General features: G+C 57.4%; 25 protein-coding genes. 18 read left to right on the top strand and 7 right to left on the bottom strand.

Going from position 1 to position 24,492, the window contains the following annotated elements; all coding sequences use genetic code 11:
- Positions 1–108 precede the first annotated feature (108 nt).
- The 4 genes from ACTG4M_RS00335 to ACTG4M_RS00320 all read left to right on the top strand — a co-directional run bounded on the left by ACTG4M_RS00335 (position 109) and on the right by ACTG4M_RS00320 (position 2,328).
- A complete protein-coding gene (locus ACTG4M_RS00335) occupies positions 109–654 on the top strand; it encodes an SH3 domain-containing protein (protein ID WP_439121635.1) in 546 nt (181 codons plus the stop codon).
- Between the two features lies 1 nt (position 655).
- The gene (locus ACTG4M_RS00330; RefSeq protein WP_439121634.1) at positions 656–1,483 is read left to right on the top strand and encodes an SDR family NAD(P)-dependent oxidoreductase; all 828 of its coding nucleotides are present in this window, start codon (positions 656–658) and stop codon (positions 1,481–1,483) included.
- Between the two features lie 68 nt (positions 1,484–1,551).
- Positions 1,552–1,752, top strand: coding sequence for a twin transmembrane helix small protein (locus tag ACTG4M_RS00325; RefSeq protein ID WP_439121633.1), 201 nt, complete (start codon positions 1,552–1,554; stop codon positions 1,750–1,752).
- A 3-nt stretch (positions 1,753–1,755) separates the two neighbouring features.
- Positions 1,756–2,328 carry a cob(I)yrinic acid a,c-diamide adenosyltransferase gene (locus ACTG4M_RS00320; protein WP_439121632.1) on the top strand — a complete coding sequence of 191 codons (573 nt, stop codon included), beginning with the start codon at positions 1,756–1,758 and terminating at the stop codon, positions 2,326–2,328.
- A gap of 137 nt (positions 2,329–2,465) precedes the next feature.
- Here the strand turns inward: ACTG4M_RS00320 and ACTG4M_RS00315 are convergent, their stop codons facing one another.
- Positions 2,466–2,783 carry a DUF1244 domain-containing protein gene (locus tag ACTG4M_RS00315; protein ID WP_439121631.1) on the bottom strand — a complete coding sequence of 106 codons (318 nt, stop codon included), beginning with the start codon at positions 2,781–2,783 and terminating at the stop codon, positions 2,466–2,468.
- Positions 2,784–2,799: 16 nt separating this feature from the next.
- Positions 2,800–3,537, bottom strand: a complete 738-nt coding sequence (locus ACTG4M_RS00310) for an N-formylglutamate amidohydrolase (RefSeq protein ID WP_439121630.1) — start codon at positions 3,535–3,537, stop codon at positions 2,800–2,802.
- A gap of 180 nt (positions 3,538–3,717) precedes the next feature.
- Between ACTG4M_RS00310 and pyk the strand changes: the two genes are divergently transcribed.
- The 8 genes from pyk to ACTG4M_RS00270 all read left to right on the top strand — a co-directional run bounded on the left by pyk (position 3,718) and on the right by ACTG4M_RS00270 (position 13,340).
- A complete protein-coding gene (gene pyk / locus ACTG4M_RS00305; RefSeq protein WP_439121629.1) occupies positions 3,718–5,163 on the top strand; it encodes a pyruvate kinase in 1,446 nt (481 codons plus the stop codon).
- A 282-nt stretch (positions 5,164–5,445) separates the two neighbouring features.
- On the top strand, positions 5,446–7,167 hold the full coding sequence (locus ACTG4M_RS00300) for an AMP-binding protein (RefSeq protein ID WP_439121628.1): 1,722 nt from the start codon (positions 5,446–5,448) through the stop codon (positions 7,165–7,167).
- Positions 7,168–7,172: 5 nt separating this feature from the next.
- On the top strand, positions 7,173–8,054 hold the full coding sequence (locus ACTG4M_RS00295; protein WP_439121627.1) for a bile acid:sodium symporter family protein: 882 nt from the start codon (positions 7,173–7,175) through the stop codon (positions 8,052–8,054).
- 110 nt (positions 8,055–8,164) lie between these two features.
- The gene (rpmI, locus tag ACTG4M_RS00290; RefSeq protein ID WP_085628113.1) at positions 8,165–8,365 is read left to right on the top strand and encodes a 50S ribosomal protein L35; all 201 of its coding nucleotides are present in this window, start codon (positions 8,165–8,167) and stop codon (positions 8,363–8,365) included.
- Between the two features lie 12 nt (positions 8,366–8,377).
- Positions 8,378–8,743, top strand: coding sequence for a 50S ribosomal protein L20 (rplT, locus tag ACTG4M_RS00285; protein WP_439121626.1), 366 nt, complete (start codon positions 8,378–8,380; stop codon positions 8,741–8,743).
- Between the two features lie 170 nt (positions 8,744–8,913).
- Complete coding sequence (locus ACTG4M_RS00280) at positions 8,914–10,713, top strand: NAD(P)-binding domain-containing protein (RefSeq protein WP_439121625.1); 1,800 nt, start codon at positions 8,914–8,916, stop codon at positions 10,711–10,713.
- 95 nt (positions 10,714–10,808) lie between these two features.
- On the top strand, positions 10,809–11,786 hold the full coding sequence (locus ACTG4M_RS00275; RefSeq protein WP_439121624.1) for a serine hydrolase domain-containing protein: 978 nt from the start codon (positions 10,809–10,811) through the stop codon (positions 11,784–11,786).
- 69 nt (positions 11,787–11,855) lie between these two features.
- Positions 11,856–13,340 (top strand): fused MFS/spermidine synthase, encoded by a 1,485-nt coding sequence (locus tag ACTG4M_RS00270; RefSeq protein ID WP_439121623.1) that lies wholly within the window; start codon positions 11,856–11,858, stop codon positions 13,338–13,340.
- Positions 13,341–13,398: 58 nt separating this feature from the next.
- Here the strand turns inward: ACTG4M_RS00270 and ald are convergent, their stop codons facing one another.
- On the bottom strand, positions 13,399–14,520 hold the full coding sequence (ald, locus tag ACTG4M_RS00265; RefSeq protein ID WP_439121622.1) for an alanine dehydrogenase: 1,122 nt from the start codon (positions 14,518–14,520) through the stop codon (positions 13,399–13,401).
- 137 nt (positions 14,521–14,657) lie between these two features.
- On the opposite strand from ald, the gene ACTG4M_RS00260 reads away from it, so the two are divergent.
- Together ACTG4M_RS00260 and ACTG4M_RS00255 are read left to right on the top strand one after the other, a co-directional pair.
- Positions 14,658–15,116, top strand: a complete 459-nt coding sequence (locus tag ACTG4M_RS00260) for an Lrp/AsnC family transcriptional regulator (RefSeq protein ID WP_439121751.1) — start codon at positions 14,658–14,660, stop codon at positions 15,114–15,116.
- A 170-nt stretch (positions 15,117–15,286) separates the two neighbouring features.
- Entirely contained in the window at positions 15,287–15,721 is a 435-nt protein-coding gene (locus tag ACTG4M_RS00255; protein ID WP_439121621.1) for an FKBP-type peptidyl-prolyl cis-trans isomerase, read from the top strand.
- 60 nt (positions 15,722–15,781) lie between these two features.
- On the opposite strand, the gene ACTG4M_RS00250 is transcribed toward ACTG4M_RS00255, so the two are convergent.
- The 4 genes from ACTG4M_RS00250 to ACTG4M_RS00235 form a co-directional block, all read right to left on the bottom strand.
- The gene (locus tag ACTG4M_RS00250; protein ID WP_439121620.1) at positions 15,782–16,603 is read right to left on the bottom strand and encodes a LysR family transcriptional regulator; all 822 of its coding nucleotides are present in this window, start codon (positions 16,601–16,603) and stop codon (positions 15,782–15,784) included.
- Positions 16,604–16,819: 216 nt separating this feature from the next.
- Complete coding sequence (metG, locus tag ACTG4M_RS00245; protein WP_439121619.1) at positions 16,820–18,538, bottom strand: methionine--tRNA ligase; 1,719 nt, start codon at positions 18,536–18,538, stop codon at positions 16,820–16,822.
- Positions 18,539–18,609: 71 nt separating this feature from the next.
- Positions 18,610–19,830, bottom strand: a complete 1,221-nt coding sequence (locus ACTG4M_RS00240; protein WP_439121750.1) for an MFS transporter — start codon at positions 19,828–19,830, stop codon at positions 18,610–18,612.
- A gap of 141 nt (positions 19,831–19,971) precedes the next feature.
- Entirely contained in the window at positions 19,972–20,577 is a 606-nt protein-coding gene (locus ACTG4M_RS00235; protein WP_439121618.1) for an ImuA family protein, read from the bottom strand.
- Between the two features lie 130 nt (positions 20,578–20,707).
- Here ACTG4M_RS00235 and modA point away from each other — a divergent pair, with 130 nt between their 5' ends.
- From modA to ACTG4M_RS00215, 4 genes are read left to right on the top strand one after another with little or no spacing between them, the layout of a single operon-like run.
- A complete protein-coding gene (modA, locus tag ACTG4M_RS00230) occupies positions 20,708–21,481 on the top strand; it encodes a molybdate ABC transporter substrate-binding protein (RefSeq protein ID WP_439121617.1) in 774 nt (257 codons plus the stop codon).
- Positions 21,478–22,176 carry a molybdate ABC transporter permease subunit gene (gene modB, locus ACTG4M_RS00225; RefSeq protein WP_439121616.1) on the top strand — a complete coding sequence of 233 codons (699 nt, stop codon included), beginning with the start codon at positions 21,478–21,480 and terminating at the stop codon, positions 22,174–22,176. Before modA ends, modB begins: the two co-directional genes overlap by 4 nt.
- The gene (gene modC / locus ACTG4M_RS00220) at positions 22,173–23,270 is read left to right on the top strand and encodes a molybdenum ABC transporter ATP-binding protein (protein ID WP_439121615.1); all 1,098 of its coding nucleotides are present in this window, start codon (positions 22,173–22,175) and stop codon (positions 23,268–23,270) included. Before modB ends, modC begins: the two co-directional genes overlap by 4 nt.
- A 40-nt stretch (positions 23,271–23,310) precedes the next feature.
- On the top strand, positions 23,311–24,354 hold the full coding sequence (locus tag ACTG4M_RS00215) for an aldo/keto reductase (RefSeq protein WP_439121614.1): 1,044 nt from the start codon (positions 23,311–23,313) through the stop codon (positions 24,352–24,354).
- Positions 24,355–24,492: the final 138 nt, after the last annotated feature.

Here is a 24,492-nt window from a genome sequence, read left to right as displayed (position 1 = left end):
GCCGTAAAGCAATTGCGGGAATATTTTTTCGCTTTCCCCTTCGGACCGGGCGGGGAATCGCGTTATCAGTCGTTCGTGGTAAACGGTTGGTCCACGTTGGGGGATGGGATGAACAAGTATATATTGGTCGCTTTTGCGGTCATGGGCATGGCGTTTTACGAAATTTCGGGTGGTTCGGAGTTTGAACCTGGCAATACGTCTTTGGTTGTCTTTGCCACACCCAAACCTGTTGTTACATCGCCCGTGCCGCAACCAGAGATCGTCGCGCGCGCCGACACGTCCACAACAGACCTGACCGATATTGCGCCTGCTCGGGCCGTCACTGATCCCGTGGTTGCCACAGCCGAGGCAGTGATAACACAGGCTAAGGCGGGAACGTCCATTCAAGCCGCTCCGGTTGTTCAAGAGCCCGTCGTTAACGTAGAGCCCGAGCCAGAAACCCAACCCGATTTTCGCTTTGTCGATGGTGACCGCGGTGACCGCGTCAACCTGCGCGGTGGCCCGGGCACGGACTATGCCGTCGTGGGCAAATTGTTCCGCAACGACATGGTTGAAGTGATCAAGGATGAAGGCAACGGCTGGCTGCATCTGCGCGCTCGCGCCACAGGAGACGAAGGTTGGATGGCGGACTGGCTTGTGACGGCTGCCAACTGACGTGACAATCAAATCCATACTGATCACTGGTTGTTCGTCGGGCATTGGCCTGGATACGGCCCACAGACTGAAATTGCAGGGCTGGATGGTTTTCGCATCCTGCCGCGCGCAGGAGGATTGCGCCAAGCGCGAGGCGGAAGGTTTTCTTGCACCCCACCTTGATTACGAAGACGCCGCCAGTATCGCCCGCTGTGCGCAAGAGGTTCTGGACCAGACGGGTGGTTGTTTGGATGCGGTTTTTCACAATGGCGCCTACGCTTTGCCTGGCCCTTTGGAGGATGTCCCCGCCGAAGGGATGCGCGCGCAGTTTGAGGCGAATTTCCTAGGATGGCATGACCTGAACCGTCATCTGCTCCCGGCTATGCGGTCGCGCAAAGAGGGACGGATTTTGTTCAATTCGTCGGTTCTCGGCATCGTTGGCATGAAATACCGAGGGCCTTATGTCGCCACAAAATTCGCACTTGAAGGCTATGCCGACGTGTTGCGTATGGAGATGGCCGAAGCAGGGATTTATGTCGTGCTGATCGAACCCGGCCCGATTGAAACCGAGTTTCGCAAGAACGCGATCAAGCAATTCGACAAATGGGTCGATTGGAAGTCGTCGGCGTTGCGTGACCAATACGAGGCATCGCTGCTCGACAAGCTCAAGAAGGGTGGCAGTTCTGGCAAGCAATGGCCTGCCTCTGCCGTGACCGATCAGGTTGTATCGGCACTCACGGCAACACGTCCCAAAGCCCGCTATCGCGTCACAGCGCCGACACATGCCATGGCTTTCGCGCGTCGTATTCTGCCGACCAGAGCCTTGGATTGGGTTTTGTCAAAAGGCTGACTTTTCATTCGCCTTGCGCCGCGATACGGCTACATCCCCGGAAACATCAACCGAAGGAAGACCCCGCCATGATGCAAGACCCCCTGTTTATCGTTGCGGCCATTGCCTGTCTGGCGGTGGTGGCAGTTCTGCTATTTGGCATCGGCAGTTTTGCCAAGGGTGGGGATTTCAACAAGAAATACGCCAACAAAGCAATGCGCTGGCGGATCATCGCACAATTCGTGGCAGTGATCCTGATCTTGCTTTTCGTTTGGCTGCGGGGGGAATGAACGATGGTTGTTCTTAATAAAATTTACACCAAAACCGGTGACGATGGTGAAACCGCGCTGGGCAATGGCGCGCGTGTCGCAAAACATTCGATGCGTGTGACCTCTTACGGGACGGTCGATGAATTGAATGCGATTGTTGGTCTGGCGCGTTTGCAGGCCGATGCGGATCTTGACGCAAACCTGTCGCGCATTCAAAACGATCTTTTCGATCTTGGGGCAGACCTGTGCCGACCAGACATGGAGCAAGATGAAAAAGCCGAATATCCGCCGTTGCGGATCGTGGCGTCGCAGGTGGATCGACTGGAATCTGAAATTGACGCGATGAATGCCAAGCTTGAACCACTTCGCAGCTTTATCCTGCCTGGGGGATCAGCGCTTGCTGCTCATTTGCATCAATGCCGCACTGTCGCGCGGCGCGCGGAACGGTTGACGGTCGAATTGGCCACGATGGAGGGGGTGAACCCATCGGCGGTCAAATACCTCAACCGATTAAGCGATTGGTTCTTCGTAGCTGCGCGGGTTGCGAATGATGATGGCAAAGCGGATGTGCTTTGGGTGCCGGGTGCCAATCGCTGACCAGAATCTGCGCCTGAGCTTCTTCGGTTTCCAAATACCTCGGGAGTGTGAGGGCAGCGCCCTCACGCCCGCCCTTGGCGGGCACGCCCCGGTTTATCGGGACGCGATGTGCGTTAAAGCATCCTAGCCTGATCTGGCTATGCTTCTTTGTCGGTCACGTTCTCTTTGAAGGCCACCTCAAACGCCTCTTTCTGCGCGTCGGTTGCCTCGGTCTGATGGCGGGCTTTCCATTCTGACATCGGCATGCCGTAAAACGCCTCGCGCCCGGTGTCTTTATCCATCTCGATCCCGCGTTCATTGGCGGCTTCTTGATACCAACGGCTTAGGCAGTTACGGCAAAAGCCGGTAAGGTTCATCATGTCGATGTTCTGCACATCGGGGCGATCTTCGATCAAATGCTGGCGCAAACGGCGAAAGGCGGCGGCTTCGATCTCGAGTTGCGTCTGTTGGTCCATATCTTTGTCCTCCGGTTCAGTCTGTCGTTTTGGCCAGCGCATCGATCAGCATTGGAGCCAGTCGTTCGCCCCAAGCGGCTTGGGTGGCTTCGGTTTCGATCAGATCGTTTCGCAATTCGATAAGTGTGTTCTTCCGGCCATGATGCAAGGCATGGCGGTCAATCGCATCTCCGGGCAAATGGCCTGGATAGGGTTCGTTGCGGCCCACGACAAGATCGGGTTCCGCATCAAGCGTTTCAATAAGCGGATCCGACAAACGCCGATCATAGGCATGTAGAATGCCTACATGCCACGGGCGACTGGGGCGTGATTTAAGCTGGCGGGTAAAGGAATGCACTGCCACGATCACGGTGTTGTCCTGACGCGCCGCCAATTTGGCGTAGGCGTCATGATAGGGGCGGTAGTACGCGTTCAGCCGACGCTCTTTTTCGCGTGTATCGGCGTCGCGGTTGCCTGGAATGACCGATCCGTCATAGAGCCGCATCAAGAGCGTCGGATCATCTTCGCCTCGGTTCGGATCGATCACAAGCCGTGAAAAATTCGACAGGATCGCAGGTGCACCCAGCGCATCTGCCAGCGCGCGGGTCACACCGGCTGCACCCGGATCAAATGCAATGTGTCGCGCCATATCCGAATCCGGCAGACCAAGTGTGCCGTCAAGATCAGGGGGGACCGTGTTTGCGGCATGATCGCAGGTGATCAGCCAGCGTGAGGATCGGTTCTCTCCATGCACAAAAAATGGTACGTACGTCATAGCTGTATGATCTCCCGGGCGCATCAGATAGTTGAGTTGCGCAAGAAAGGGAAATGGGCAATAAGACACGCAGATAGTTAGCGGTAACATGGTGCGTTCATCTTACCCAGCACGGCGGCTGCCAACGCGCCTTTACAGGCTGGTAAGCTGCCCAAAACAAAACTGAAGGACGGGATCCCAATGAGACGTTTGCGGAGTGTGAAGATCGTGGCCACCTTGGGCCCAGCGTCGAGCAGTTATGAGATGATCCGTGCCCTGCATGAGGCCGGCGCAGACGTGTTCCGCCTTAATATGAGCCATGGCAGCCACGAAGAGATTGCCGAGCGTCACGCAATTATCCGTCAGGTCGAAAAGGACCTAAGCAGCACGATCGGAATTCTGGCCGACCTTCAAGGACCAAAACTCCGTGTTGGTGTCTTTGCCAATGGCGAAGAAGAACTGGTTGAGGGTGCTTCCTTCCGTCTTGATCTGGCCGAAGAGGAAGGCACTCTGACCCGCGTCACGCTCCCTCACCCCGAAATTTTCGCCGCACTTGAACCGGGCGCGCATCTTCTTGTGAACGATGGTAAAATCCGCTTGAAGGTGGATGCTTGTGGCGCTGATTTTGCCGATTGCACAGTTATCACGGGCGGGATGATTTCCAACCGCAAAGGTGTAAACGTGCCTGACGTCGTTCTGCCCTTGGCAGCTTTGTCTGAGAAGGACCGCGGCGATCTGGAATTCGTGGCAGAGCTGGGTGTCGATTGGCTTGCCCTTAGCTTTGTACAGCGCGCGGAAGACGTCATCGAAGCCCGTGAATTGTGCAAAGGCCGCGCTGCGATCCTTTCCAAGATCGAAAAGCCTGCGGGCGTTAAGGCGTTCAACGAAATCCTGGAAGTGTCCGATGGCATCATGGTGGCGCGCGGCGATCTGGGTGTCGAATTGCCCGTGCAGAACGTGCCCCCGATCCAGAAGCGTCTGATTCGTCGCTGCCGTGCGGCGGCCAAGCCGGTAATCGTGGCGACCCAGATGCTTGAGTCCATGATCGAATCGCCGATGCCAACCCGCGCCGAGGTGTCCGATGTCGCCACCGCGATCTACGAAGGCTCGGACGCGATTATGCTGTCGGCGGAATCTGCGGCAGGCGACTATCCGATCGAAGCTGTGACCACGATGAACAACGTGGCCGAAGAGGTCGAGAGCGACCCCACCTATACCGAGATCATCGAAGCCTCCCGTGCCGCCAAGCGGGCGACCGTTGCGGACGGTATCGTCGCGGCCGCTCGCGAAATCGCGGAAACAACCGATATCAAAGCAATCTGCTGCTACACGTCCTCTGGCACGACTGCGCTGCTTACCGCGCGTGAACGTCCGCGTGTTCCGATTATCGCGATGACAAACTCGATCGATACTGCCCGCAGGCTTGCTCTCACATGGGGCACTGAGTGCGTGATAACTGGCGAATTGGAGCGGTTCAAACAAGCCGTGGTCAACGCGGCTCAGGCCGCGCGTGCTGGTGGATACGCTGATGAGACCGACCAGATTCTCGTGACTGCGGGTGTCCCATTTAACACACCAGGCACAACAAACATCCTGCGCGTGGCACCGTGTGACGAACGTTTGATCTACAATACTGATCCAGAGTAACCTTTTCACCGGTTATTAGTAGGAGCAGGTCACAGTGAATCCTGACACATTGTTTGTGGTCGGCCTTGGGCTGGGCGATGTCCAATAAACCCGGTGGCTATTCTATCGAAGCCATCCCCGAAGTTGTCGGGCGTGTTTTGCAGGGATGGACCTGATCGCATTTTGCCGACGGTGTGACGTTCGATCACTATAGATCCATTAGGGATATCGCTTTAGCTGTTCTTGGACCGCAACCTTCAGTCCTCACAGACGGGATGGACGTTGCTTTGGGAGGAGGATGGCATGAAAGATGAGGCGCGTCCGTGGACGGCCTATTATGGGCCGAATGTCCGCAAGGATATCGACAAAGCATCTTACCGGACACTTCCGGATCTGATCCGTGCCGTGTCAGGCACCTACGGTAACGCAGCGGCTTTCACGACGTGTTTGCCCAATGGCATGAACGGCACGCTAAGTTTTCAACAAGTGGACGAAATGTCAGATGCGTTTGCTGTTTACCTGCGCGAAGTGGCAGGATTGGGGCTGGGGGACCGTGTCGCGCTCCAGATGCCTAATTGCCTGACATTCCCAGTCGCAGCGTTCGGTATCTTCAAGGCAGGCTGCATTCTGGTCAACGTCAATCCGCTTTATACTGCGGAAGAAATGGGCAAGCAGTTTGCAGATGCTGAACCGCATGCGCTTGTCATTGTGGATATGTTCGCCGACAAGATCCCAGCCGCGACGCAAGGTCACCCAATCCCCAATATCATTGTCACCCGCGTTGCCGAATTTCTGCCTGCGTTGCCGCGTGGCATTGTCGGGCTGGTGCAAAAGCACTGGGACAAATCTGTCAAACCGGTTGAGGTGGCCCATATCCGGTTCCTGGATGCATTGGCTTCTGGTCGCGACCACATGGCCCGCGAACGGATTGCGCCGGATGCTTATTCTCAGAGCGTCGATGCCAATGATGTGGCCTGCCTGCAGTATACCGGTGGTACAACAGGTGTTGCGAAGGGGGCGATGCTAAGCCATGCCAACCTGATCCTGAACATGGAACAGACGATGGAGATGCTGGAAGGCGTCGAAAAGGGTAAGGAAATCGCCCTGACTGCGCTGCCACTCTACCATATTTTCGCATTCACGGTGAATATGCTGGCCTTCTACTGGCTTGGCTCGCGCAACATTTTGATCCCAAGTCCGAGGCCCTTGTCTAACCTCAAACGTGCATTCGAGAATTACAAAATCACTTGGATGAGCGGCGTGAACACATTGTTCAACGGATTGACCAACGAAGTTTGGTTCACTGACAGCCCGCCGAAATCACTCAAGTTTTCCTCTGCCGGGGGGATGGCGCTTCAGGCGGCAGTGGCACAGAAATGGGAAAGTGTGACCGGCAAACCGGTGCTCCAAGGGTACGGCCTGACCGAAACATCGCCGGTGCTAACGTTCAATCCGTTGGGCAAGACCCGTGATGGGTCTATCGGGATTCCGGTCCCTGGTACGAGGATTGCCTGTCTTGATGAGGCCGGTACCCCGGTGGCTCAGGGTGAGACCGGAGAGATCGCTGCCTCTGGTCCACAGGTCATGTCCGGATATTGGAACAAACCCGAGGAAAGTGCGCATGCGCTGCGCAATGGGTGGTTTTTGACGGGTGATATCGGCGTGATGGATGACGATGGCTATTTCCGCATCGTGGACCGAAAGAAAGATATGGTTGTAGTGTCTGGCTTTAATGTCTACCCGAACGAAGTCGAAGACTGCCTCGCGCTACATCCTGGCATCCTCGAAGCTGCTGTAATCGGAGTGCCGGATGATGCCACGGGAGAGGCGGTAAAAGCTTATATCGTCAAACGCGACGATGGGTTGTCCGAGGCCGATATCCGGGCGCATTGCAAGCAACACCTGACCGCATACAAGGTGCCCAAACGCGTCGAATTCCGCGATGAGCTGCCGAAATCGAATGTCGGTAAAATTCTCAGAAAAGACCTGCGTGCCGAAGAAATGGCCCGTATCGCAGCGGAGTAACGGGCATGGTTGGTGCATTTGAACAGGCGCTGCTGGCGCTGATGATCTTCGTCATCATGCTGGGCATGGGCGCATCACTCACCCCGCGCGATTTCTATCTTGCCCTGCGACGCCCCTACGGCCTCGCCATTGGTGTGATCTCGCAATATGGGTTCATGCCCTTCATTGGCTTTTTGCTCGCGACGTTCCTTGTGGTGCCGGAAACCATCGCCCTGGGTATCCTGATCATGGCCTGCATGCCCGGCGGAACAACGTCCAATATCTTTACCTATTTCTCAAAGGGCAATCTGGCCCTGTCGGTCCTGATGACAGTGACGTCCACAGTCGCGGGCGTCGTGATGATCCCGATTGTTTTGGTGCTATACGCATCAGCACTTAACCTCGAGATCCCGCGTGAGAATATCATTGCCACATTGGTGCTGCTTCTGGTCCCGGTGGCCATTGGGATGGTGCTGCGCAAAGTTAGCGCGAATGTAGGGGCGGTGACCGAGTTCTTTGGCTCTGCACTTGCGCTGTTTTTCATCCTCTTCCTGATGGTCAGCTGGATTCCCCGTAATTGGCAGTTCCTGCTTGAAACCACACCAGCGACCTATGTCGCGTCCATCGGGCTGGGTGTTTTCGGGATCAGCATCGGCTATCTATTCGCCCGGGCTTTGCGATTGCATCCCCGCAACGCCCGAACGGTGGCGCTTGAGACTGGCATTCAGAACGGACCATTGGCAATTGCGATCATCGTGTTCACGTTTCAGGGAACGGAAGCGCAGGCGATCATGGCGGTGCCTGTGCTCTATTCTTTGTTCATCGTGATCGTCGCAACCTGCGTCACGTTGATCTTCCGTCGCGCCAACACGGCAGCTGAACAGAAAATCCCTGACAGCCTGCTTTGAAACAGTTGCATTGCCCCGCAAGCCCGCCTATACGGCGCGCTCTACCCGTGCGGCCGGTCGAATTGGCATACCGAGTCGCGCGCAAACCGATCGACATACAGGAGACGGAAATGCCGAAGATGAAGACGAAATCGAGCTGCAAAAAGCGGTTCAAGGTCACGGCCACTGGCCGGATCAAGGCAGGTCAGGCCGGCAAACGCCACGGTATGATCAAGCGCCACAAGAAATTCATCCGCGACGCGCGCGGAACCACCGTGCTTTCTAAGGCTGATGAGCAAATCATCAAGCCGATGATGCCATACGCGCGCTAAGGAGGAATTGATATGTCCCGAGTAAAAGGCGGAACCACCACACACGCCCGTCACAAGAAGGTCATCAAGGCCGCCAAAGGTTACTACGGCCGCCGTAAGAACACCTTCAAGGTTGCACGTCAGGCCGTCGACAAGGCGAACCAGTACGCCACACGTGACCGCAAGAACCGCAAGCGCAATTTCCGCGCTCTGTGGATCCAGCGGATCAATGCGGCTGTGCGGATGCACGACGAAGCACTGACCTATTCCCGCTTCATAAACGGCCTGAACCTGGCCGGGATTGAAGTGGACCGCAAAGTGCTGGCCGATCTGGCCGTTCACGAACCCGAAGCTTTCGGTGCCATCGTGGATCAAGCCAAAGGCGCGCTGGCCGCGTAAGCGACCCAATTTGCGAAATTAGGAAAGCCTCGCTGGATCAGCGGGGCTTTTTTCGTTGGCGATGGGGTAAAAAACGCTGATCGCGCAACACGACCAAAGTTTCCCTGGCGTCACAGGATCACTGTTGGCACTCTCAGATCACAAAAGCACAAAAATTCTGGGAGGAAATTATGCTCGACTCGACACTGTCCGACACAACGCAGGCGTTTCTCGATGAATTCGGGAAGGCGCTGGAAGACGGCGACATCGCCCGCGCCCGCGAGATGTTCGCGGATGATTGTTACTGGCGGGACCTTGTGACCTTTACATGGAATATCAAAACAGTCGAAGGCAAGGATCAGGTTGAGGATATGCTGAAGCATCAGCTTACCACGACCAAACCGCACAACTGGGCCCTCTCCGAGGGTGACGTTGTGACCGAGGACGGTGGCGTCGTCACCGCTTGGATTACGTTCGAGACCGATGTGGCTCGAGGCTATGGTTTGCTCCGTTTGCGGGATGGTAAGATCTGGACGTTGCTCACAACGATGGTCGAACTTAAGGGCTTTGAGGAACCAAAAGGGTTTGATCGTCCACTGGGTGCCAAGCACGGCGCGGGCAAGAATCGCGAAACCTGGGCCGAAGAGCGTGAGCGAGAGGCCAAGGAGCTTGGCTACACGACCCAGCCTTACACGCTTATCATTGGTGGCGGGCAAGGCGGCATCGCGCTTGGGGCGCGTCTGCGCCAATTGGGAGTGCCGACCATCATCGTCGAACGCAACGACCGGCCTGGCGACAGCTGGCGCAAGCGCTACAAGTCGCTTTGCCTGCATGACCCGGTTTGGTACGACCATCTACCTTACATCAAATTCCCGGAAAACTGGCCCGTCTTTGCGCCGAAGGACAAGATCGGTGACTGGCTTGAGATGTATACCAAGGTGATGGAGCTCAATTATTGGACCCGTACCACCGCCAAATCAGCGACTTATGACGAGGCGAAGCAGGAATGGACCGTCGTGGTCGACCGCGACGGAGAGGAAGTCACCTTGCGGCCTAAGCAGTTGGTTATGGCGACGGGCATGTCCGGAAAAGCGCGTATGCCCGATTTCCCGGGAATGGACACGTTCAAAGGCGATATCCATCACTCCTCACAACACTCTGGCCCCGACAAGTACAAAGGTAAGAAATGTGTTGTCGTGGGGTCGAACAATTCGGCCCACGATATCTGCGCCGCACTTTGGGAGCATGAAGCCGATGTGACGATGGTGCAGCGGTCCTCGACCCATATCGTGCGGTCTGACACGTTGATGGAGATCGGTTTGGGCGATCTGTATTCAGAGCGTGCGGTTAATGCCGGTGTGACCACCGAAAAGGCCGACCTGATCTTCGCCTCATTGCCCTATGCGATCCTGCACGAGTTCCAGATCCCGGCCTATGCAGCGATGAAAGAACAAGACAAAGAGTTCTACGATGGTCTGGAGAAGGCAGGCTTCTGGTTGGATTGGGGTGATGACGAGTCCGGTCTCTTTATGAAGTATCTTCGGCGCGGCTCTGGCTATTACATTGATGTAGGCGCAAGCCAGCTCATCATTGACGGTGAGGTCAAACTGAAACGCGGGCAGGTAACCGAGATCGTCGAAGATGGGGTGATCCTTGATAATGGCGAAAAGCTCGAAGCGGACTTGATCGTCTTTGCCACCGGGTACAACTCCATGAATGGTTGGGTCGCGGACCTGATGGGCCAAGAGATGGCTGATAAGGTTGGAAAGGTTTGGGGCCTTGGCTCTGATACCACCAAAGACCCGGGCCCTTGGGAAGGCGAGCAGCGCAATATGTGGAAACCCACGCAGCAGGATAACCTGTGGTTCCACGGCGGCAACCTGCACCAGTCCCGGCACTATTCGCAGTTCCTAGCGTTGCAGCTTAAAGCCCGGATGGAGGGCATTCCGACGCCGATTTATGCGCTGCAAGAGGTGCATCACCTGTCGTAAGGAGTCTTGGAAGCGGGCATAGCTGCCCGCTTTCTGCACGTAGACGTGAACCTCATCCGCTGGACGTGGAGTGCAAAGGTTTTACACCTTGTGACATGACCAGTCGTAGAACTTTTATTTGCACCGCCGCTTCTGCGCTGTGCTTGCCCTATATCAGCAGTGCTCAGACAGATGATCTGCAAAGCGCGATTGATGCGCTGCCGCAATTGCATTCACTTCAGATCAGCCGGGGCAATGACACGCTCTTCGCCCAAGCACCGCGAGGGCCGGGTCTGGACCGTCTTGCCAACATCAAATCCTGCTCCAAAAGCCTTGTGGCGCTTTTGCTTGGTGCTGCGATTGACCGGGGTGATGTGGAGTCTGTGAACGCGCCGCTGTCTGAGGTGGCGCCGAACATCCTGCCTTCGAACGCCACCACCGGTGCTGGCGATATCACGCTGGAAGATCTTGTCACCTTGCGCGCCGGTCTCGAACGCACTTCGGGCCCGAACTATGGTGCTTGGGTGAATTCCGGGAACTGGCTGGCCAACGCCCTGTCCCGTCCGATGGTGGCCGAACCCGGAGGGCGCATGCTGTATTCCACCGGATCGACTCACATCCTTGGCGCGGCCTTGTCCGAGGCAACAGGAAAAAGTCTCTTGGCTCAGGCGCGCGAACGGCTGGGTGACCCCCTCGGGATAGAGATGCCGCCGTGGACGCGCGACCCGCAGGGGTATTACATGGGCGGCAACAACATGGCCCTGCGCCCGACCGCGATGCTAAAGATCGCCAAGCTGATGCGCGATCATGGACAATACGAAGGTGAGCAGGTCATCGCGCAAAGTTGGATCGCGGCTTCGACGGTGCCATATGCCCGGTCCCCGTGGTCAGGACTGGGATATGGGTATGGCTGGTTCTTGTCATCCTCTGGCTACACCTTGGCCCGAGGTTATGGTGGCCAGATCATCGCGTCGCACCAAGCACGCAACCTTGCTGTTGCCATCACCTCGGACCCGAACCAACCGGCGCGGTCCGGTGGTTATTTCGGCGATTTGATGCGGCTGCTTGAAGGGCCGGTTCTGGCTTTGGCCTAGCGTTAAGGTCTCTTGCCTTCGCGGCCTGCACACGCAAGATGGGTGCAACAACCACGTTGCGAGGCACATATGCCCATAGCGCCACTTTGGCTGCTTGTTGCTCTTCAAGCCACCGTTTCTGCCGCCTCTATGGTTGTCGAGATTGTCGCTGGGCGGATGCTTGCGCCCTATGTCGGCATGTCGCTTTATACGTGGACATCCGTGATCGCTGTGGTGCTGGCCGGGTTTTCAGCTGGGCATTGGTGGGGCGGGCGTCTGGCGGATCGTCCGGGCATTAACCCCATGTCGGCAACGGGGTGGGCATTGGCTGCCGCGGCTGCAACTACAGCCCTGGCGGGGGTGGCCTTGCGGGTGTCCGCAGGTCCGGTTTTGACAGCTTTTCCGCAACCGGTTTGGGGTATCACCGGTCTGACTTTGGCCGCGTTCTTCCTGCCGTCCCTGTTTGCTGGCATCCCGGCACCGCTGCTGACACAAGTGTCGCTGGCTGGCCCTTCGCGACAGGGGCAGGCATTGGGCGCGATGTTCGCGTCGGGCGCGATTGGCGCAATCCTAGGAACGCTGTTGGCCGGGTTTGTGTTCATCTCGTGGCTTGGCAGCGTCTGGACATTGGCCATTGTAACACTTGCCTACATCGCGGGTGCGACGCTGTGTTTCTGGCTCGCGAAACAACTTCGAGCGATGCAGAGCGTGACGCTTTTGGGGCTGGCGGCGCTTGCGATTGCCACAAGCCTATCGCCGGGGCCATGCACTGTTGAAAGCCGCTATTTCTGTTTGCAGTCAGTGGATGTTTCGGCTGACACATCGCGGCCGACCCGGGCAATGGTGATTGATCATCTTGTTCATGGCATATCCGCAGAGGATGCGCCCGAGGTGATGTTCACTGATCATACCGCGATGTTGGATGCTTTGACACAATTGCGAACCCAAACAGCTGATCCGTCCAGCTTTCTGATTGGGGGTGGGAATTATGCTCTGCCGCGGGCCTTTGCCGAACGGGGGATCACCAAGACCACCGTGGCAGAGATTGATCCTGCTGTGACAGCTCTTGCCGCGCGCGATTTCTGGTTTGACCCAGAAACAGCGCATATTCTGCACCAAGACGCTCGGCGGGCGCTGCTTGGGGATCAAACTCGGTATGACGTGATTATTGGCGATGCCTTTACAGATACCGCGGTCCCTCAGCATTTGGTGACCCGCGAATTCTTTGATCTGGTGCAAAGCCGCCTGTTGCCGGATGGCAGCTACCTTATGAACGTAGTCGACTACGCTGATCGGATGCAGGCAGTTGGCAGCCTTGTTCGGACCTTGCGCGAGGTCTTTCCCGTGGTCGAAGTTTGGACCGAAGCGCGCCGCCCTGAACCGGGCGAACGGGTCGTCATGGTGATCGCGGCTGGAACTGCGGAAACGCGTCGAAACAGCTTTACCGTGCCTGCGCCGGAACGGACGACATTCGCAGTGCTTGGGGCAGGCTTTGTCGATCAGATCGCTGCGGCAGGTGTTTACCTAACTGACGATTATGCGCCAATTGATCGCTTGGTCGGGCCGCGCGATTGACGCGACCCGACCAAGCTCATGCCAGCGCCCCCCGCCGGAGAGGCGCTGGATATTTGTATTACGCCGCCTTGAGCAGCATTTGCGGTGTGGTCACCGCCATGCCGAGCGCCTGCCCGACCGCGTCATAGGTCAATTTGCCCGCGTGCACATTTAACCCGGCCATCAAGTGCGGATCATCCGCGCAAGCTTGCTGCCAGCCTTTGTCAGCCAAGGCCAGCATGAAGGGCATTGTGGCGTTGCCCAAAGCGATGGTCGAGGTGCGTGCCACGGCGCCCGGCATGTTCGCGACGCAATAGTGCTGGATGCCGTCTACGTCGTAGATCGGATGTTCATGTGTGGTGGCTTTCGAGGTTTCAAAACATCCACCCTGGTCAATTGCCACGTCCACTAGCACCGAACCCGGCTTCATAGTCGCAAGATCAGCCCGACTGACCAGCTTTGGTGCAGCGGCACCGGGGATCAGAACGGCGCCGACAACCATATCTGCTTGTGTAATCATTTCGGCAATATTGGCCTTGCTGGCATAGCGTGTGTGGAAGGTGCCACCAAAGACATCATCCAGATAGCGCATGCGGGGTAGCGAGCGGTCGAGCACGGTCACATCTGCACCCATGCCAGCGGCCACACGGGCCGCGTGCGTGCCGACGACGCCGCCGCCGATCACGACGACTTGCGCAGGCCCGACGCCGGGTACGCCGCCCATCAGAACGCCGCGGCCGCCATTGGCTTTTTGCAGTGTCCACGCACCCATTTGAGGCGCGAGCTTGCCTGCCACCTCGGACATCGGGGCAAGTAGCGGAAGGCCGCCGCTGCGATCTGTCACGGTTTCATAGGCGATGGCGGTGCAGCCCGACGCAAGCAGGTCTTTGGTCTGTTCCGGATCTGGCGCGAGGTGCAGATACGTGAATAGCAGCTGGCCTTCACGTAGCATCTTGCGTTCTACCGCCTGCGGTTCCTTAACCTTGACGATCATGTCGGCCGTCGCGAACACCTCTTCTGCAGTGTCGATGATTTGCGCACCGGCGGCTGAATAATCCGCATCCTCAAAGCCAGCGCCGATACCAGCACCCTTCTGCACCAGAACGGTGTGACCATGAGCAACGGCTTCTTGCGCAGCACTGGGCGTGACGCCGACGCGAAATTCCTGTGGTTTGATTTCTTTAGGGCAACCGATCTTCATGACTGTCTCCTCCGATTCTGACTGTTCGTAAGATGTGCCCAATTTCGTGCAATTGTGTGTGGATCTTTGGCAGCTATATGGGCATCTTGCGAAGACCCTTCGAATAAAAGGGTATGTTTCGGAAGAAAGTGAGCGTCATGGCTTTGGATGATACGGATCGCCGGATTCTACGTGTGTTGCAGCGTAAAGGGCGTATCTCTAACGCTGAACTGGCCGAGGCCGTAAACCTGTCAGCGTCGGCCTGTCACCGCAGGGTACAGCGGTTAGAGGCGGATGGCTTTATTCGGGATTACGTCGCACTTTTGAATGCGCGCAAGCTAGGGATGCCGACCACTGTTTTTGTTGAGATCAAGCTCAGCAGCCAGGCCGATGACCTACTTGAGGCGTTCGAAAAAGCAGTGTCTCGGGTTCCGGACGTTCTTGAATGTCACCTGATGGCGGGGACGGCAGATTACATCCTCAAGGTGGTGGCCGAGGATACCGAGGATTTTGCCCGCATCCACCGACAATATCTGACGCGGCTGCCCGGGGTTGCGCAGATGCAGAGTTCATTTGCCCTCCGGACGGTCTTCAAGACCACGGCTCTTCCTGTCTGACTCAGCGTGCGCTCTGCTGCTGACTGGCCCTATGCCGCCATGCCAAGATCAAATGTCGCTTGAGGGTTGATTTGTGTCTTTGGGCATCCCTTGATAAACTTGGCACACGCGATGGAGCACCCGCCAGAGATGCGGCCTCCCACACTCATCCCCCCATATACGGAGCATTCATGACTCAGGTAAAAACGGGCGATACCGTTTCCATTCACTACACCGGCACATTGACTGACGGTTCGACATTCGACAGCTCTGCCGGACGTGACCCGTTGGAGTTCACCGTTGGCGCGGGGCAGATCATTCCCGGCCTCGATCAGGCGATCCCCGGTATGGCCGTTGGCGATACAAAAAAGGTCGATGTGCCTGCCGATCAGGCCTATGGACAGCGCGACCCGAATGCACAACAAGCCGTGCCCCGCGCAGATATTCCTGCTGATATCCCGCTCGAGCCGGGCACACAGCTTCAGATGCAGACACCGACCGGACAAGTTGTTCCGGTGATGGTCGCCGAGGTCAACGAGACCGAAGTCACGCTGGATGCAAACCATCCGCTGGCCGGTCAAGACCTGACCTTCGACGTCGAATTGGTCGATATCAAAGCAGCCTGATTCGGGCTTTGGGCTAAGCTGCGACGCGCAGCTTGGCCCTACATGCGCAGATGATCGCGGTCATTCTGTCATTAGAATGGAAACGATTTGGTCGATCGCGGCACGGATTGGCGGATCGTGTCGTGCGTCCTGATGTACAACCAGCCAAGAATCGTGCTGCAGGTCGGCAATAGCCTCTGATTGACGTGCTAAAGTGTTCAAGCCGTCTCCAACGAATGTCGGTAAAACAATCTGTCCATGCCCAGCTTCGGCCAGATCAAGGCATAGCCTGGGGTCGCTAGCTGACGCCTTGATGGCGTCACCGTAATTTGCATGCAGCCAGCGCTGCGACGGCACATCAGGTAGGGACGCCACAAAGCCGCGTATTCCAGGAATTCCGTAAATCGCAAATTGAATAGGCGCGAGCTGCTGTCGTGCCAGCCATGCATGATCTGGCGGTGCATTGCGTATCCCGATATCGGCCTCGCGGCGGGCCACGTCGAGCATGGCATTCGCGGGGACAAACCTTGGTTGCCAGGCGCGGTCAGGATCGGGCGGCAAAGCGCGGGCGATTTGGCGGGAGGTCCAAAACCCGGCCGTGATCCGAACCGGTGTGCTGTCGTCACCGGCTGCAAGCCACCGCTCAAGTTTGCGACGTGTGTCGGACAGACCGGTCAATTCCGCCGACAGGGTCCGCCCATCTGCAGTTAGCGCATAGCCTTTCGGTCCGCGTTGAAACAGCGTGCGCCCCAAGCTGCGTTCCAGCGCGGCCATGCGGCGGGACAATGTGGGCAGCGGAATGCCGGTTGAGCGGCTCGCGGCGCTAAGTGATCCAGCCTGAGCTACAGATGCAAAAAGGACAAGGTCATCTAATGAAGGTTGGGTTTCATTCATGAAACTCATGTTGCGCAGATCATGGCGTCACGAGCAAGCTTTTGTGGCCTAAATCAATGTCACCCTTTCAGGAGTGATACCAATGGGCCTTTACAACAGCTATGCCTGCCGCGCTTCGCATCCAGTAACTGAACGAGACCTCATCATGGCGCGTGTGCGCAGCCATCGTAAATGGGCGCGCCGCCGGTTTTGGCTCCGATTGCGCGCGACCGTTTTTGGCAGGCGTCAGGTGCGAACCCCGGCAAAATGTTCTTGCCAGCCTGCACGTTCATCATCGCTGATCTTGCGAAACGTCACCTCGGGCACGGCAAAGCTATGACCAACCGGCATCGCTGTAATCGCCGTGGCGACATCCTTTGGCCATGTGGCGTCTTCGGCGTTCATCGCGGTCAAGAGCTGTGCCGAGGCGTCTGGAATGAACGGGCTTGAGATGACCGCGTAGAATCGGATCAGGTTTAAGGCAATGCGGATCTGCATCGCAGCAGCGTCCGGGTCTTCCTTAAAGGTTGTCCACGGTGCCACGTCTTGCAGGTATTCGTTGCCCAGTGCCCAAAGGCCGCGCAAGGCTGCTGCGGATTTTCGGACTTCAATAGCGTCCATATGTGCTTCGTATTCGCGCAAGCCCTTTTCCAAGTCAGCAATCAGCTTGTCTTCGCGATCACCGGGGTTGCCGTTTGATGGCACCGCTTCGCTGAATTTGGAGCGACAGAACTTGGTCACGCGACTCGCGAAATTGCCCAGCACATCGGCAAGGTCTTTGTTGACCGAACCTTGGAAATTCTCCCATGTGAATTCACTGTCTGAGCTTTCGGGTGCATGGCTCAGAAGCCACCAACGCCAATAGTCGGCGGGAAGGATTTCAAGCGCCTGATCCATGAAGACGCCGCGCCCTTGTGACGTGCTGAACTGGCCGCCATCGTAATTCAAATAGTTGAATGATTTGATGTAATCGACCAGCTTCCATGGCTCGCCGGACCCGAGGATGGTCGTTGGGAAGCTAAGCGTATGGAAAGGTACATTGTCCTTGCCCATGAACTGAGTGTAGCGCACGTCGTCCGCGCCCTTGTCGGTGCGCCACCAGCGCTCCCAATCCGCATCGGTTTTGCTGTGCGCCTCGGCCCATTCGCCGGCGCAGGCGATGTATTCGATGGGTGCGTCGAACCAGACGTAGAAAACCTTACCTTCCATCCCAGGCCAGTCCTCTTGGCCCTTCTTGACCGGTATACCCCAGTCCAGATCGCGCGTAATGCCCCGATCCTGGAGGCCGTCACCATCATTCAGCCACTTCTTAGCGATGGAAGTCGTCAGCACGGGCCAATCGGTCTTGCTGTCGATCCACTCCTGCAGCTTGCCGCGCATGTCGGATTGGCGCAGGTACAGGTGCTTGGTTTCGCGGACTTCAAGGTCCGTCGACCCAGAGATCGCCGAGCGTGGCTCAATCAGATCAGTGGGGTCCAGCTGTTTGGTACAATTTTCACACTGGTCGCCACGCGCCTTGTCGTAGCCGCAGTTGGGACAGGTGCCTTCGATATAGCGATCGGGCAGGTAGCGTTTGTCAGCGTTGGAATAAACCTGTTTTTCGCTCACCTCCCGGATGAGCCCTGCATCGGCAAGGCGGCCAGCGAAGTGCTGCGTCAACCGGTGGTTCTGCTTGCTCGACGACCTGCCAAAATGGTCGAATGACAAGCGAAACCCTTTCGCGATTTCAGCCTGAATAGCCCACATTTCGGCACAGTATTCAGCGACCGGCTTGCCAGCCTTGGCAGCAGCCAGTTCAGCTGGCGTGCCGTGTTCGTCAGTGGCGCAGAGGAACATCACCTCGTGTCCGCGTGCGCGCAGATAGCGGGCATAGAGGTCGGCGGGCAATTGGCTGCCCACAAGGTTTCCAAGGTGTTTGATCCCATTGATATAGGGGATTGCCGACGTGATCAGATGCCGTGCCATGTGGTGTGCGCCCGCGTGTTTGTCTGAGGTTTGCGCCGCTTTACCGGATCACAGACACAAGTGCCAGAGGATCAGTCTTTTTCCCGACTGGATCGCATCAGGCGGCCAATCAGGAAAGACGTGCGCGGGGCATAGACATACGGTGTCTTGGGTTGACTTGGGCGGGCGCGCATGCGGATCAGGCCAAAGATCACCAGTCCGGCATGTCCGACCGCGATCATTGCAAAAAGTGCTGGCGGGCCAAAGCGCCCCATCAGAACAGAAGCCAGAAATGGCGCGGCGATGGCACCGGTTGCGTACCAAAACATCAGCGCTGCTGATAGTTCGACCCGTTCGTTAGAGGTTGCAAAATCATGCGCGTGGGCGGCTGCGACCGAATAGATCGGAAATGTGGTCAATCCAAAGATCATTGCCGTGATGAAGACGCCTGATGTGGGCAAACCGGTCAGGCTTGCTGTCATCACGCAAGACAGGATGGCCGCCACTGACAGCCAGATCAAAACCCAGCGCCGGTCATATTTGTCAGCGAGCCAACCCACCGGGTATTGTGCCAGCGCTCCGCCTGCGACGAAAGCTGCCATGAAGAGCGCAATCTGATCGAGGGCGAGGCCAACGCCCTGGCCATAGACCGGTCCAACCATTCGGAATGACGCAGAAGACAGGGCAGCGACGACGACACCTGCGGCGGCGAGTGGCGACCGTGTGACGGCGAGCATTGGGCGCAGGCGCGGTGCGTCCGGCGTTTCCGGCTGGGGACGTCGGGTTAGCGCCATTGGAAGAAGGGCCGCACAGCACAGGATGGCGAGCAGGTTGTAGCTGACATAAGCCGCCGGGGTTAGCACACCGATCAAAAGTTGCGCGACCAGCGACGCTCCCATGTCGGCAATTCGGTACACTCCCATCGCACGGCCGCGTGTTGCGTTGGTGACCTCGGCCTGTAACCACGCTTCGATCACCGTGTAACAACCCGCGACGCAAACGCCTGTAGCAATCCGCATCACCGTCCATGCTTTGGGGTCGGGCAGCATCATGTGGCCGATTAGCCCAATCGCACCCAATACGGTGAAGGCGGAAAACGCACGTGCGTGCCCAACTGTGCCCATAAGGCGCGGGGCCCACCAGCAGCCGATAAAGAAACCCACGAAATGCGCCGACCCCAGCAAGCCGATTTCGGATGTCGAAAAACCCAGCGTGATGCCTGAAATGGCGTCTAGCGGGCCGACGCCGCCGGAGGAGAGTTGTAGGAGCACAACAGACAAAAAGAGGGCGGCAAAGGACAGGGGCAGTCGCATGTCCCAGCGATACCGCATCCCTAGAGACCTGAGTGCATTTATTCGACGCCGCGTGTCGTTTCTTTGGCTATTGTTAAGGTTTTTCCCAGAATTTTATGGAGAGGCTTAGAAATTTCGTACGAAATTTCTTGGCCTGCCGTATCAGGGTGTGCTTGGCACAAGGCCGCTATACGTGCGCGTCATCAGCCAATCCCGCGGGGGCGCCATGCGGGCGCGCAGTCGGCTCAGCGCCCAGTGGCCTCTGCCTGTGTGATGGGCAGGTTCAAGCGACCAGCGGGTTTCAATCCCCGGCGCGCCCCCCTGACCCGGTGTCAAAAGCAGGGCCAAGGGGCGGCAGATGCCTACGCCACATCCAGCCTCGGCAGCCAGATGTAGCCGGCGAATCGGGACCATCGCGGGTGGCGATGTCAGATCAGCAATCACCACAGGGGCATGACCGTCACGTAGCGTTTCTTCCATCGCCCACAGCAACATGTCTCGCTTTTCGGGGGCCACGAACAGAATATGACCGGGGTTGATCTGCTCTGCGATGGTGTCCGCGCAGATAATTTCGGACGTACTGTTTTGCGCGATCCAGACAACAGGTCCCCCCGTCTGAGCTGCGATTGCAAAAGCTAGCGTATGACGTGCCTGTCCGCACAGTTCATGCACACGGCCAAGACGCAACGCGATTTCAGGATCCCCAAGCGTTATTAGCGGCGCGGGACGGAGTGGACGTCGTGACAAGAGGGCGGCGGCGCTGTGCATGAGGAAATCATATATGTTCTTATTTTGTTCTCAAGAGATTCGTCGTATCTTGTGCGCAAGCCCTTGTCTTGGATCGGTGCAGTTGATCTGTTGACCCAAGATTTGCCCAGACGACAAGGACTTGCCCTTCGTGATCCAGAAACTGCGTGCCGCGCTGGTTATGATGTGCATGGCTTGTCCTGCCAAAGCTGCCGACTTAACCGTCTTCGCGGCCGCGTCCTTAGGCGACGCCATGGCCGAATTGGCGGCTGACTGGGAAGCCACAACAGGGCAGAATGTGACGCTTGTGTTGGCTGGCAGTTCAACGCTTGCCCGACAAATTGATGCCGGTGCGCCCGCACATGTCTATGTTTCGGCGAACGCGCTATGGATGGATTGGCTCGCGGATCGTGACCGGCTTGCGCCCGAAAGCCGCTTCGATATCGCATCAAACCGGCTTGTGCTAGTGGCGCATGATCCAAGCGTTGCGTCCGAAGGTGAACTAACGACACAAAGCGATCTCTTGTCTGGGCTAGGTTCGACGGGACGGCTCGCGATCGCGTTGCCCGAAGCGGTCCCTGCCGGAATATACGCCAAGACTGCGCTGATCGATCTCGGACTGTGGGACCAGTTGCAAACGCGGCTCGCCCCGACCGACAACGTGCGTTCCGCATTGGCTTTGGTTGCCTTGGGCGAGGCGCCGTTTGGGATCGTCTATGCCACCGATGCCTTGGCAGACCCACGTGTCGTCATTGCTGGTGTATTCCCCGAAAAAAGCCACCCAACGATCCGCTATCCCGCTGCCGTTGTGGCCAAAAGTGAAAGGACCGAGGCGGCGGCCATGTTCGTTGAATGGCTCGCCACTGATGTGGCTCAGGATGTCCTCGGCCGATATGGCTTTTTACCTGTTGGACCGACACCATGACCGAATGGCTGGGTCCCGAAGAATGGCAAGCGGTCGCGTTGTCGCTCAAGGTGTCGTTTTGGGCAACTTTGCTCAGCCTGCCCTTTGGTCTGCTGTGTGCACTGGCGCTGGCGCGCGGGCGATTTATCGGGCGCGATGTCCTGAACTGGTTGGTGCATCTGCCTTTGGTTTTGCCCCCGGTGGTCACGGGTTATCTGCTTCTTCTTAGCTTTGGTCGGCAAGGGCCCGTTGGCTCGGCGCTTTATGACATCTTCGGCGTTACTCTGGCTTTCCAGTGGACCGGCGCGGCGCTGGCGGCGTCGATCATGGCCTTCCCCCTGATGGTCCGGGCAATCCGGCTTGCGATTGAGGCGGTCGATCCAAAGCTGGAGGAGGCCGCTGCAACCCTGGGTGCGAGCCGGGTCACGGTCTTTGGCACTGTCACTTTGCCGCTGATCCTGCCCGGCATTATCGCTGGAACCGTTTTGGCCTTTGCCAAGGCGATGGGCGAATTCGGCGCTACGATAACCTTTGTGTCGAACATCCCGGGGGAAACTCGAACCGTCCCTTCCGCGATTTATGCATTCCTGCAAGTGCCCGGGGGTGAGACGAGCGCGATCCGGCTTGTGATGGTGGCTGTGGCGATTGCGATCAGTGCGCTGATCCTGTCGGAATGGTTGTCCCGCAAAGTGGCGCAACGGATATCGGGATCATGAGTTTGTCCGTCGAAATCCAACGGACGCTGGGTGGGTTTGACCTCCAGACGGCATTCCATGCGCCAGAGGGTGTTACCGTGCTGTTCGGGCGTTCGGGAAGCGGTAAAACCTCAATTGTGAAATCTATCGCCGGGCTTGTGACGCCCGAAAAGGGACGTATCACATTGAACGGTCGGGTTCTCTATGATGCGACTGAAAAGATCGACGTTCCGGTGCACAAACGGCGGCTGGGATATGTGTTTCAGGACAGCCGCCTTTTTCCTCATCTCAGCGTGCGAGACAATCTTTGTTACGCTGCAAAAGTCAGTCGTCGTGGCGCGCGCAATCCGGATGAGGTCGGGGCGCTTCTTGGCATTGGTCATTTGTTCGAACGGCGGACGCATTCCCTATCTGGTGGAGAAGCGCAACGTGTCGCCATAGGGCGGGCCTTGTTGTCCGAGCCGGAGATGCTTTTGATGGATGAACCGTTGGCATCACTGGATGGGCCGCGAAAGGCAGAGATTTTACCCTATCTGGAAACACTGCAACGCGAAACCGGGCTGCCGATCCTGTATGTGACCCACAACATGGCCGAAGTTGCGCGGCTTGCAACGCATATTGTTCTGATCGATGAGGGACGTGTGATCCGGTCCGGTGCGCCCGAAGAAGTTTTGACCGACCCCGATATGGTTCGCATGTTGGGCATCCGGGATGCGGGTGCAGTTCTGTCTGCGACGGTCGCGGCAGAGCCGCAGGACGGATTGAGCACATTGGATATCTCGGGCGGTCGGCTGTATCTGCCCGCTGTCGATGCGCCTTTAGGGGCAAAGCTCCGGGTCCGGATCCTGGCGCAGGACGTGATTCTGTCAACCACCCGACCCGACGGCTTGTCAGCACTTAACATCCTGCCTGTGCGTGTTTTGACGGTGCGTAGGGGCGAAGGACCGGGCGTGATCGTTCAGTTGCAAGCTGGCGAAGATCGGTTGCTGGCCCGGATCACGCGCCGCAGTGCGGACGCTTTGAATATCATCGAAGGGGCCAAGTGTTACGCTGTCATGAAATCGGTTGCCGTATCACAGACCGACATCGCTGTCGGCTTGCAGAGCGGGCTATAGCCGCTACTTTGCGCGCAACCGAATGTGATAGGAACGCGCGATGAAGATGAACCGACTGGGCAAGACCGATCTTGAGGTGTCCGAACTCTGTCTTGGGACCATGACTTTCGGCAACCAGACATCCGAGGCGGATGCTCATACACAAATGGATATGTCGCTCGATGTCGGGATCAATTTTCTCGATGCCGCCGAGATGTACCCGGTCAATCCAATCGCCAAAGAAACCATCGGTCTGACAGAAGAAATTCTTGGCAACTGGTTCAAGAAAACTGGCCGCCGAAACGCGTATGTCGTGGCGACCAAGCATTCCGGCGAAGGAATGCAATACGTGCGTGATGGAGCGCCGATCACCGCTGAATCGGTTCCGGAGGCTGTCGAAGGATCGTTGCAGCGGCTCAAGATCGACCACATCGACTTATATCAATTGCACTGGCCAAATCGTGGCTCCTACATGTTCCGCCAGAACTGGACATTCGACCCCACGTCACAAGACCGCACCGTGACCCTGCAGAATATGGCAGACGTTTTAGGCGCGCTGGGCCGCGAGATTGAAAAGGGGCGGATCCGGCATATCGGTTTGTCGAACGAAAGCACGTGGGGCACCGCCATGTGGTTGCGCGTGGCCGAGGCGATGGCCGGGCCACGTATGGAGACTATTCAGAACGAGTATTCCCTGATGTGCCGATTGGCGGACACTGATCTGGCCGAACTCTTGGTGAACGAAGAGGTGTCTTTGCTGCCTTTTTCACCTCTGGCCGCGGGGTTGCTGACCGGCAAGTACCAGAATGGCGCGATCCCCGAAGGATCGCGTATGGCGCTCAACGGCACTCTTGGCGGGCGCAAAACCGACCGCGCGTTCGAGGCGGTCGACGCCTATGCCAAGGTGGCCGATGAAGCGGGTCTTGATCTGGCTTTGATGGCGTTGGCTTGGTCTGCACGGCGTCCCTTTGTGGCCTCGTCGATCTTTGGGGCGACGACACCAGAGCAGTTGTCCTATCTGCTGAAAGCGGCGGATATGTCCTTGGGTGATGATGTTCTCGCTGCACTTGATGCGGCGCACAAGCAGCATCCGATGCCGTACTAACCCGATGGGCACGCCATTCACAGGAATTGAATTCTGCGGTAACGCTATCTTGGCCACGGCGCTTCCAGCCGCGATCCGGAACAGAGAGCAGGCCGCCGAGGCGATCTTGTCTGATTGGGCGGCTGAGGATGGTCGGCC

This window comes from Marivita sp. (assembly GCF_965656765.1).
Taxonomy (GTDB): domain Bacteria; phylum Pseudomonadota; class Alphaproteobacteria; order Rhodobacterales; family Rhodobacteraceae; genus Marivita.
This window is presented reverse-complemented; position numbering and strand designations above follow the sequence as displayed.

What these genes read in the sequence shown, in the direction of transcription:
- modB (WP_439121616.1), top strand. Translation starts at nt 21,478, where the DNA reads ATGACCGAATGGCTGGGTCCCGAAGAATGGCAAGCGGTCGCGTTGTCG.
- ACTG4M_RS00260 (WP_439121751.1), top strand. Translation starts at nt 14,658, where the DNA reads ATGGCTTTGGATGATACGGATCGCCGGATTCTACGTGTGTTGCAGCGT.
- pyk (WP_439121629.1), top strand. Translation starts at nt 3,718, where the DNA reads ATGAGACGTTTGCGGAGTGTGAAGATCGTGGCCACCTTGGGCCCAGCG.
- ACTG4M_RS00215 (WP_439121614.1), top strand. Translation starts at nt 23,311, where the DNA reads ATGAAGATGAACCGACTGGGCAAGACCGATCTTGAGGTGTCCGAACTC.
- ACTG4M_RS00240 (WP_439121750.1), bottom strand. Translation starts at nt 19,830, where the DNA reads ATGCGACTGCCCCTGTCCTTTGCCGCCCTCTTTTTGTCTGTTGTGCTC.
- ACTG4M_RS00300 (WP_439121628.1), top strand. Translation starts at nt 5,446, where the DNA reads ATGAAAGATGAGGCGCGTCCGTGGACGGCCTATTATGGGCCGAATGTC.
- ACTG4M_RS00275 (WP_439121624.1), top strand. Translation starts at nt 10,809, where the DNA reads ATGACCAGTCGTAGAACTTTTATTTGCACCGCCGCTTCTGCGCTGTGC.
- ACTG4M_RS00280 (WP_439121625.1), top strand. Translation starts at nt 8,914, where the DNA reads ATGCTCGACTCGACACTGTCCGACACAACGCAGGCGTTTCTCGATGAA.
- ACTG4M_RS00320 (WP_439121632.1), top strand. Translation starts at nt 1,756, where the DNA reads ATGGTTGTTCTTAATAAAATTTACACCAAAACCGGTGACGATGGTGAA.
- ald (WP_439121622.1), bottom strand. Translation starts at nt 14,520, where the DNA reads ATGAAGATCGGTTGCCCTAAAGAAATCAAACCACAGGAATTTCGCGTC.
- ACTG4M_RS00335 (WP_439121635.1), top strand. Translation starts at nt 109, where the DNA reads ATGAACAAGTATATATTGGTCGCTTTTGCGGTCATGGGCATGGCGTTT.
- ACTG4M_RS00310 (WP_439121630.1), bottom strand. Translation starts at nt 3,537, where the DNA reads ATGACGTACGTACCATTTTTTGTGCATGGAGAGAACCGATCCTCACGC.
- rpmI (WP_085628113.1), top strand. Translation starts at nt 8,165, where the DNA reads ATGCCGAAGATGAAGACGAAATCGAGCTGCAAAAAGCGGTTCAAGGTC.
- metG (WP_439121619.1), bottom strand. Translation starts at nt 18,538, where the DNA reads ATGGCACGGCATCTGATCACGTCGGCAATCCCCTATATCAATGGGATC.
- rplT (WP_439121626.1), top strand. Translation starts at nt 8,378, where the DNA reads ATGTCCCGAGTAAAAGGCGGAACCACCACACACGCCCGTCACAAGAAG.
- ACTG4M_RS00315 (WP_439121631.1), bottom strand. Translation starts at nt 2,783, where the DNA reads ATGGACCAACAGACGCAACTCGAGATCGAAGCCGCCGCCTTTCGCCGT.
- ACTG4M_RS00270 (WP_439121623.1), top strand. Translation starts at nt 11,856, where the DNA reads ATGCCCATAGCGCCACTTTGGCTGCTTGTTGCTCTTCAAGCCACCGTT.
- ACTG4M_RS00325 (WP_439121633.1), top strand. Translation starts at nt 1,552, where the DNA reads ATGATGCAAGACCCCCTGTTTATCGTTGCGGCCATTGCCTGTCTGGCG.
- ACTG4M_RS00295 (WP_439121627.1), top strand. Translation starts at nt 7,173, where the DNA reads ATGGTTGGTGCATTTGAACAGGCGCTGCTGGCGCTGATGATCTTCGTC.
- ACTG4M_RS00255 (WP_439121621.1), top strand. Translation starts at nt 15,287, where the DNA reads ATGACTCAGGTAAAAACGGGCGATACCGTTTCCATTCACTACACCGGC.
- ACTG4M_RS00235 (WP_439121618.1), bottom strand. Translation starts at nt 20,577, where the DNA reads ATGCACAGCGCCGCCGCCCTCTTGTCACGACGTCCACTCCGTCCCGCG.
- ACTG4M_RS00250 (WP_439121620.1), bottom strand. Translation starts at nt 16,603, where the DNA reads ATGAGTTTCATGAATGAAACCCAACCTTCATTAGATGACCTTGTCCTT.
- modC (WP_439121615.1), top strand. Translation starts at nt 22,173, where the DNA reads ATGAGTTTGTCCGTCGAAATCCAACGGACGCTGGGTGGGTTTGACCTC.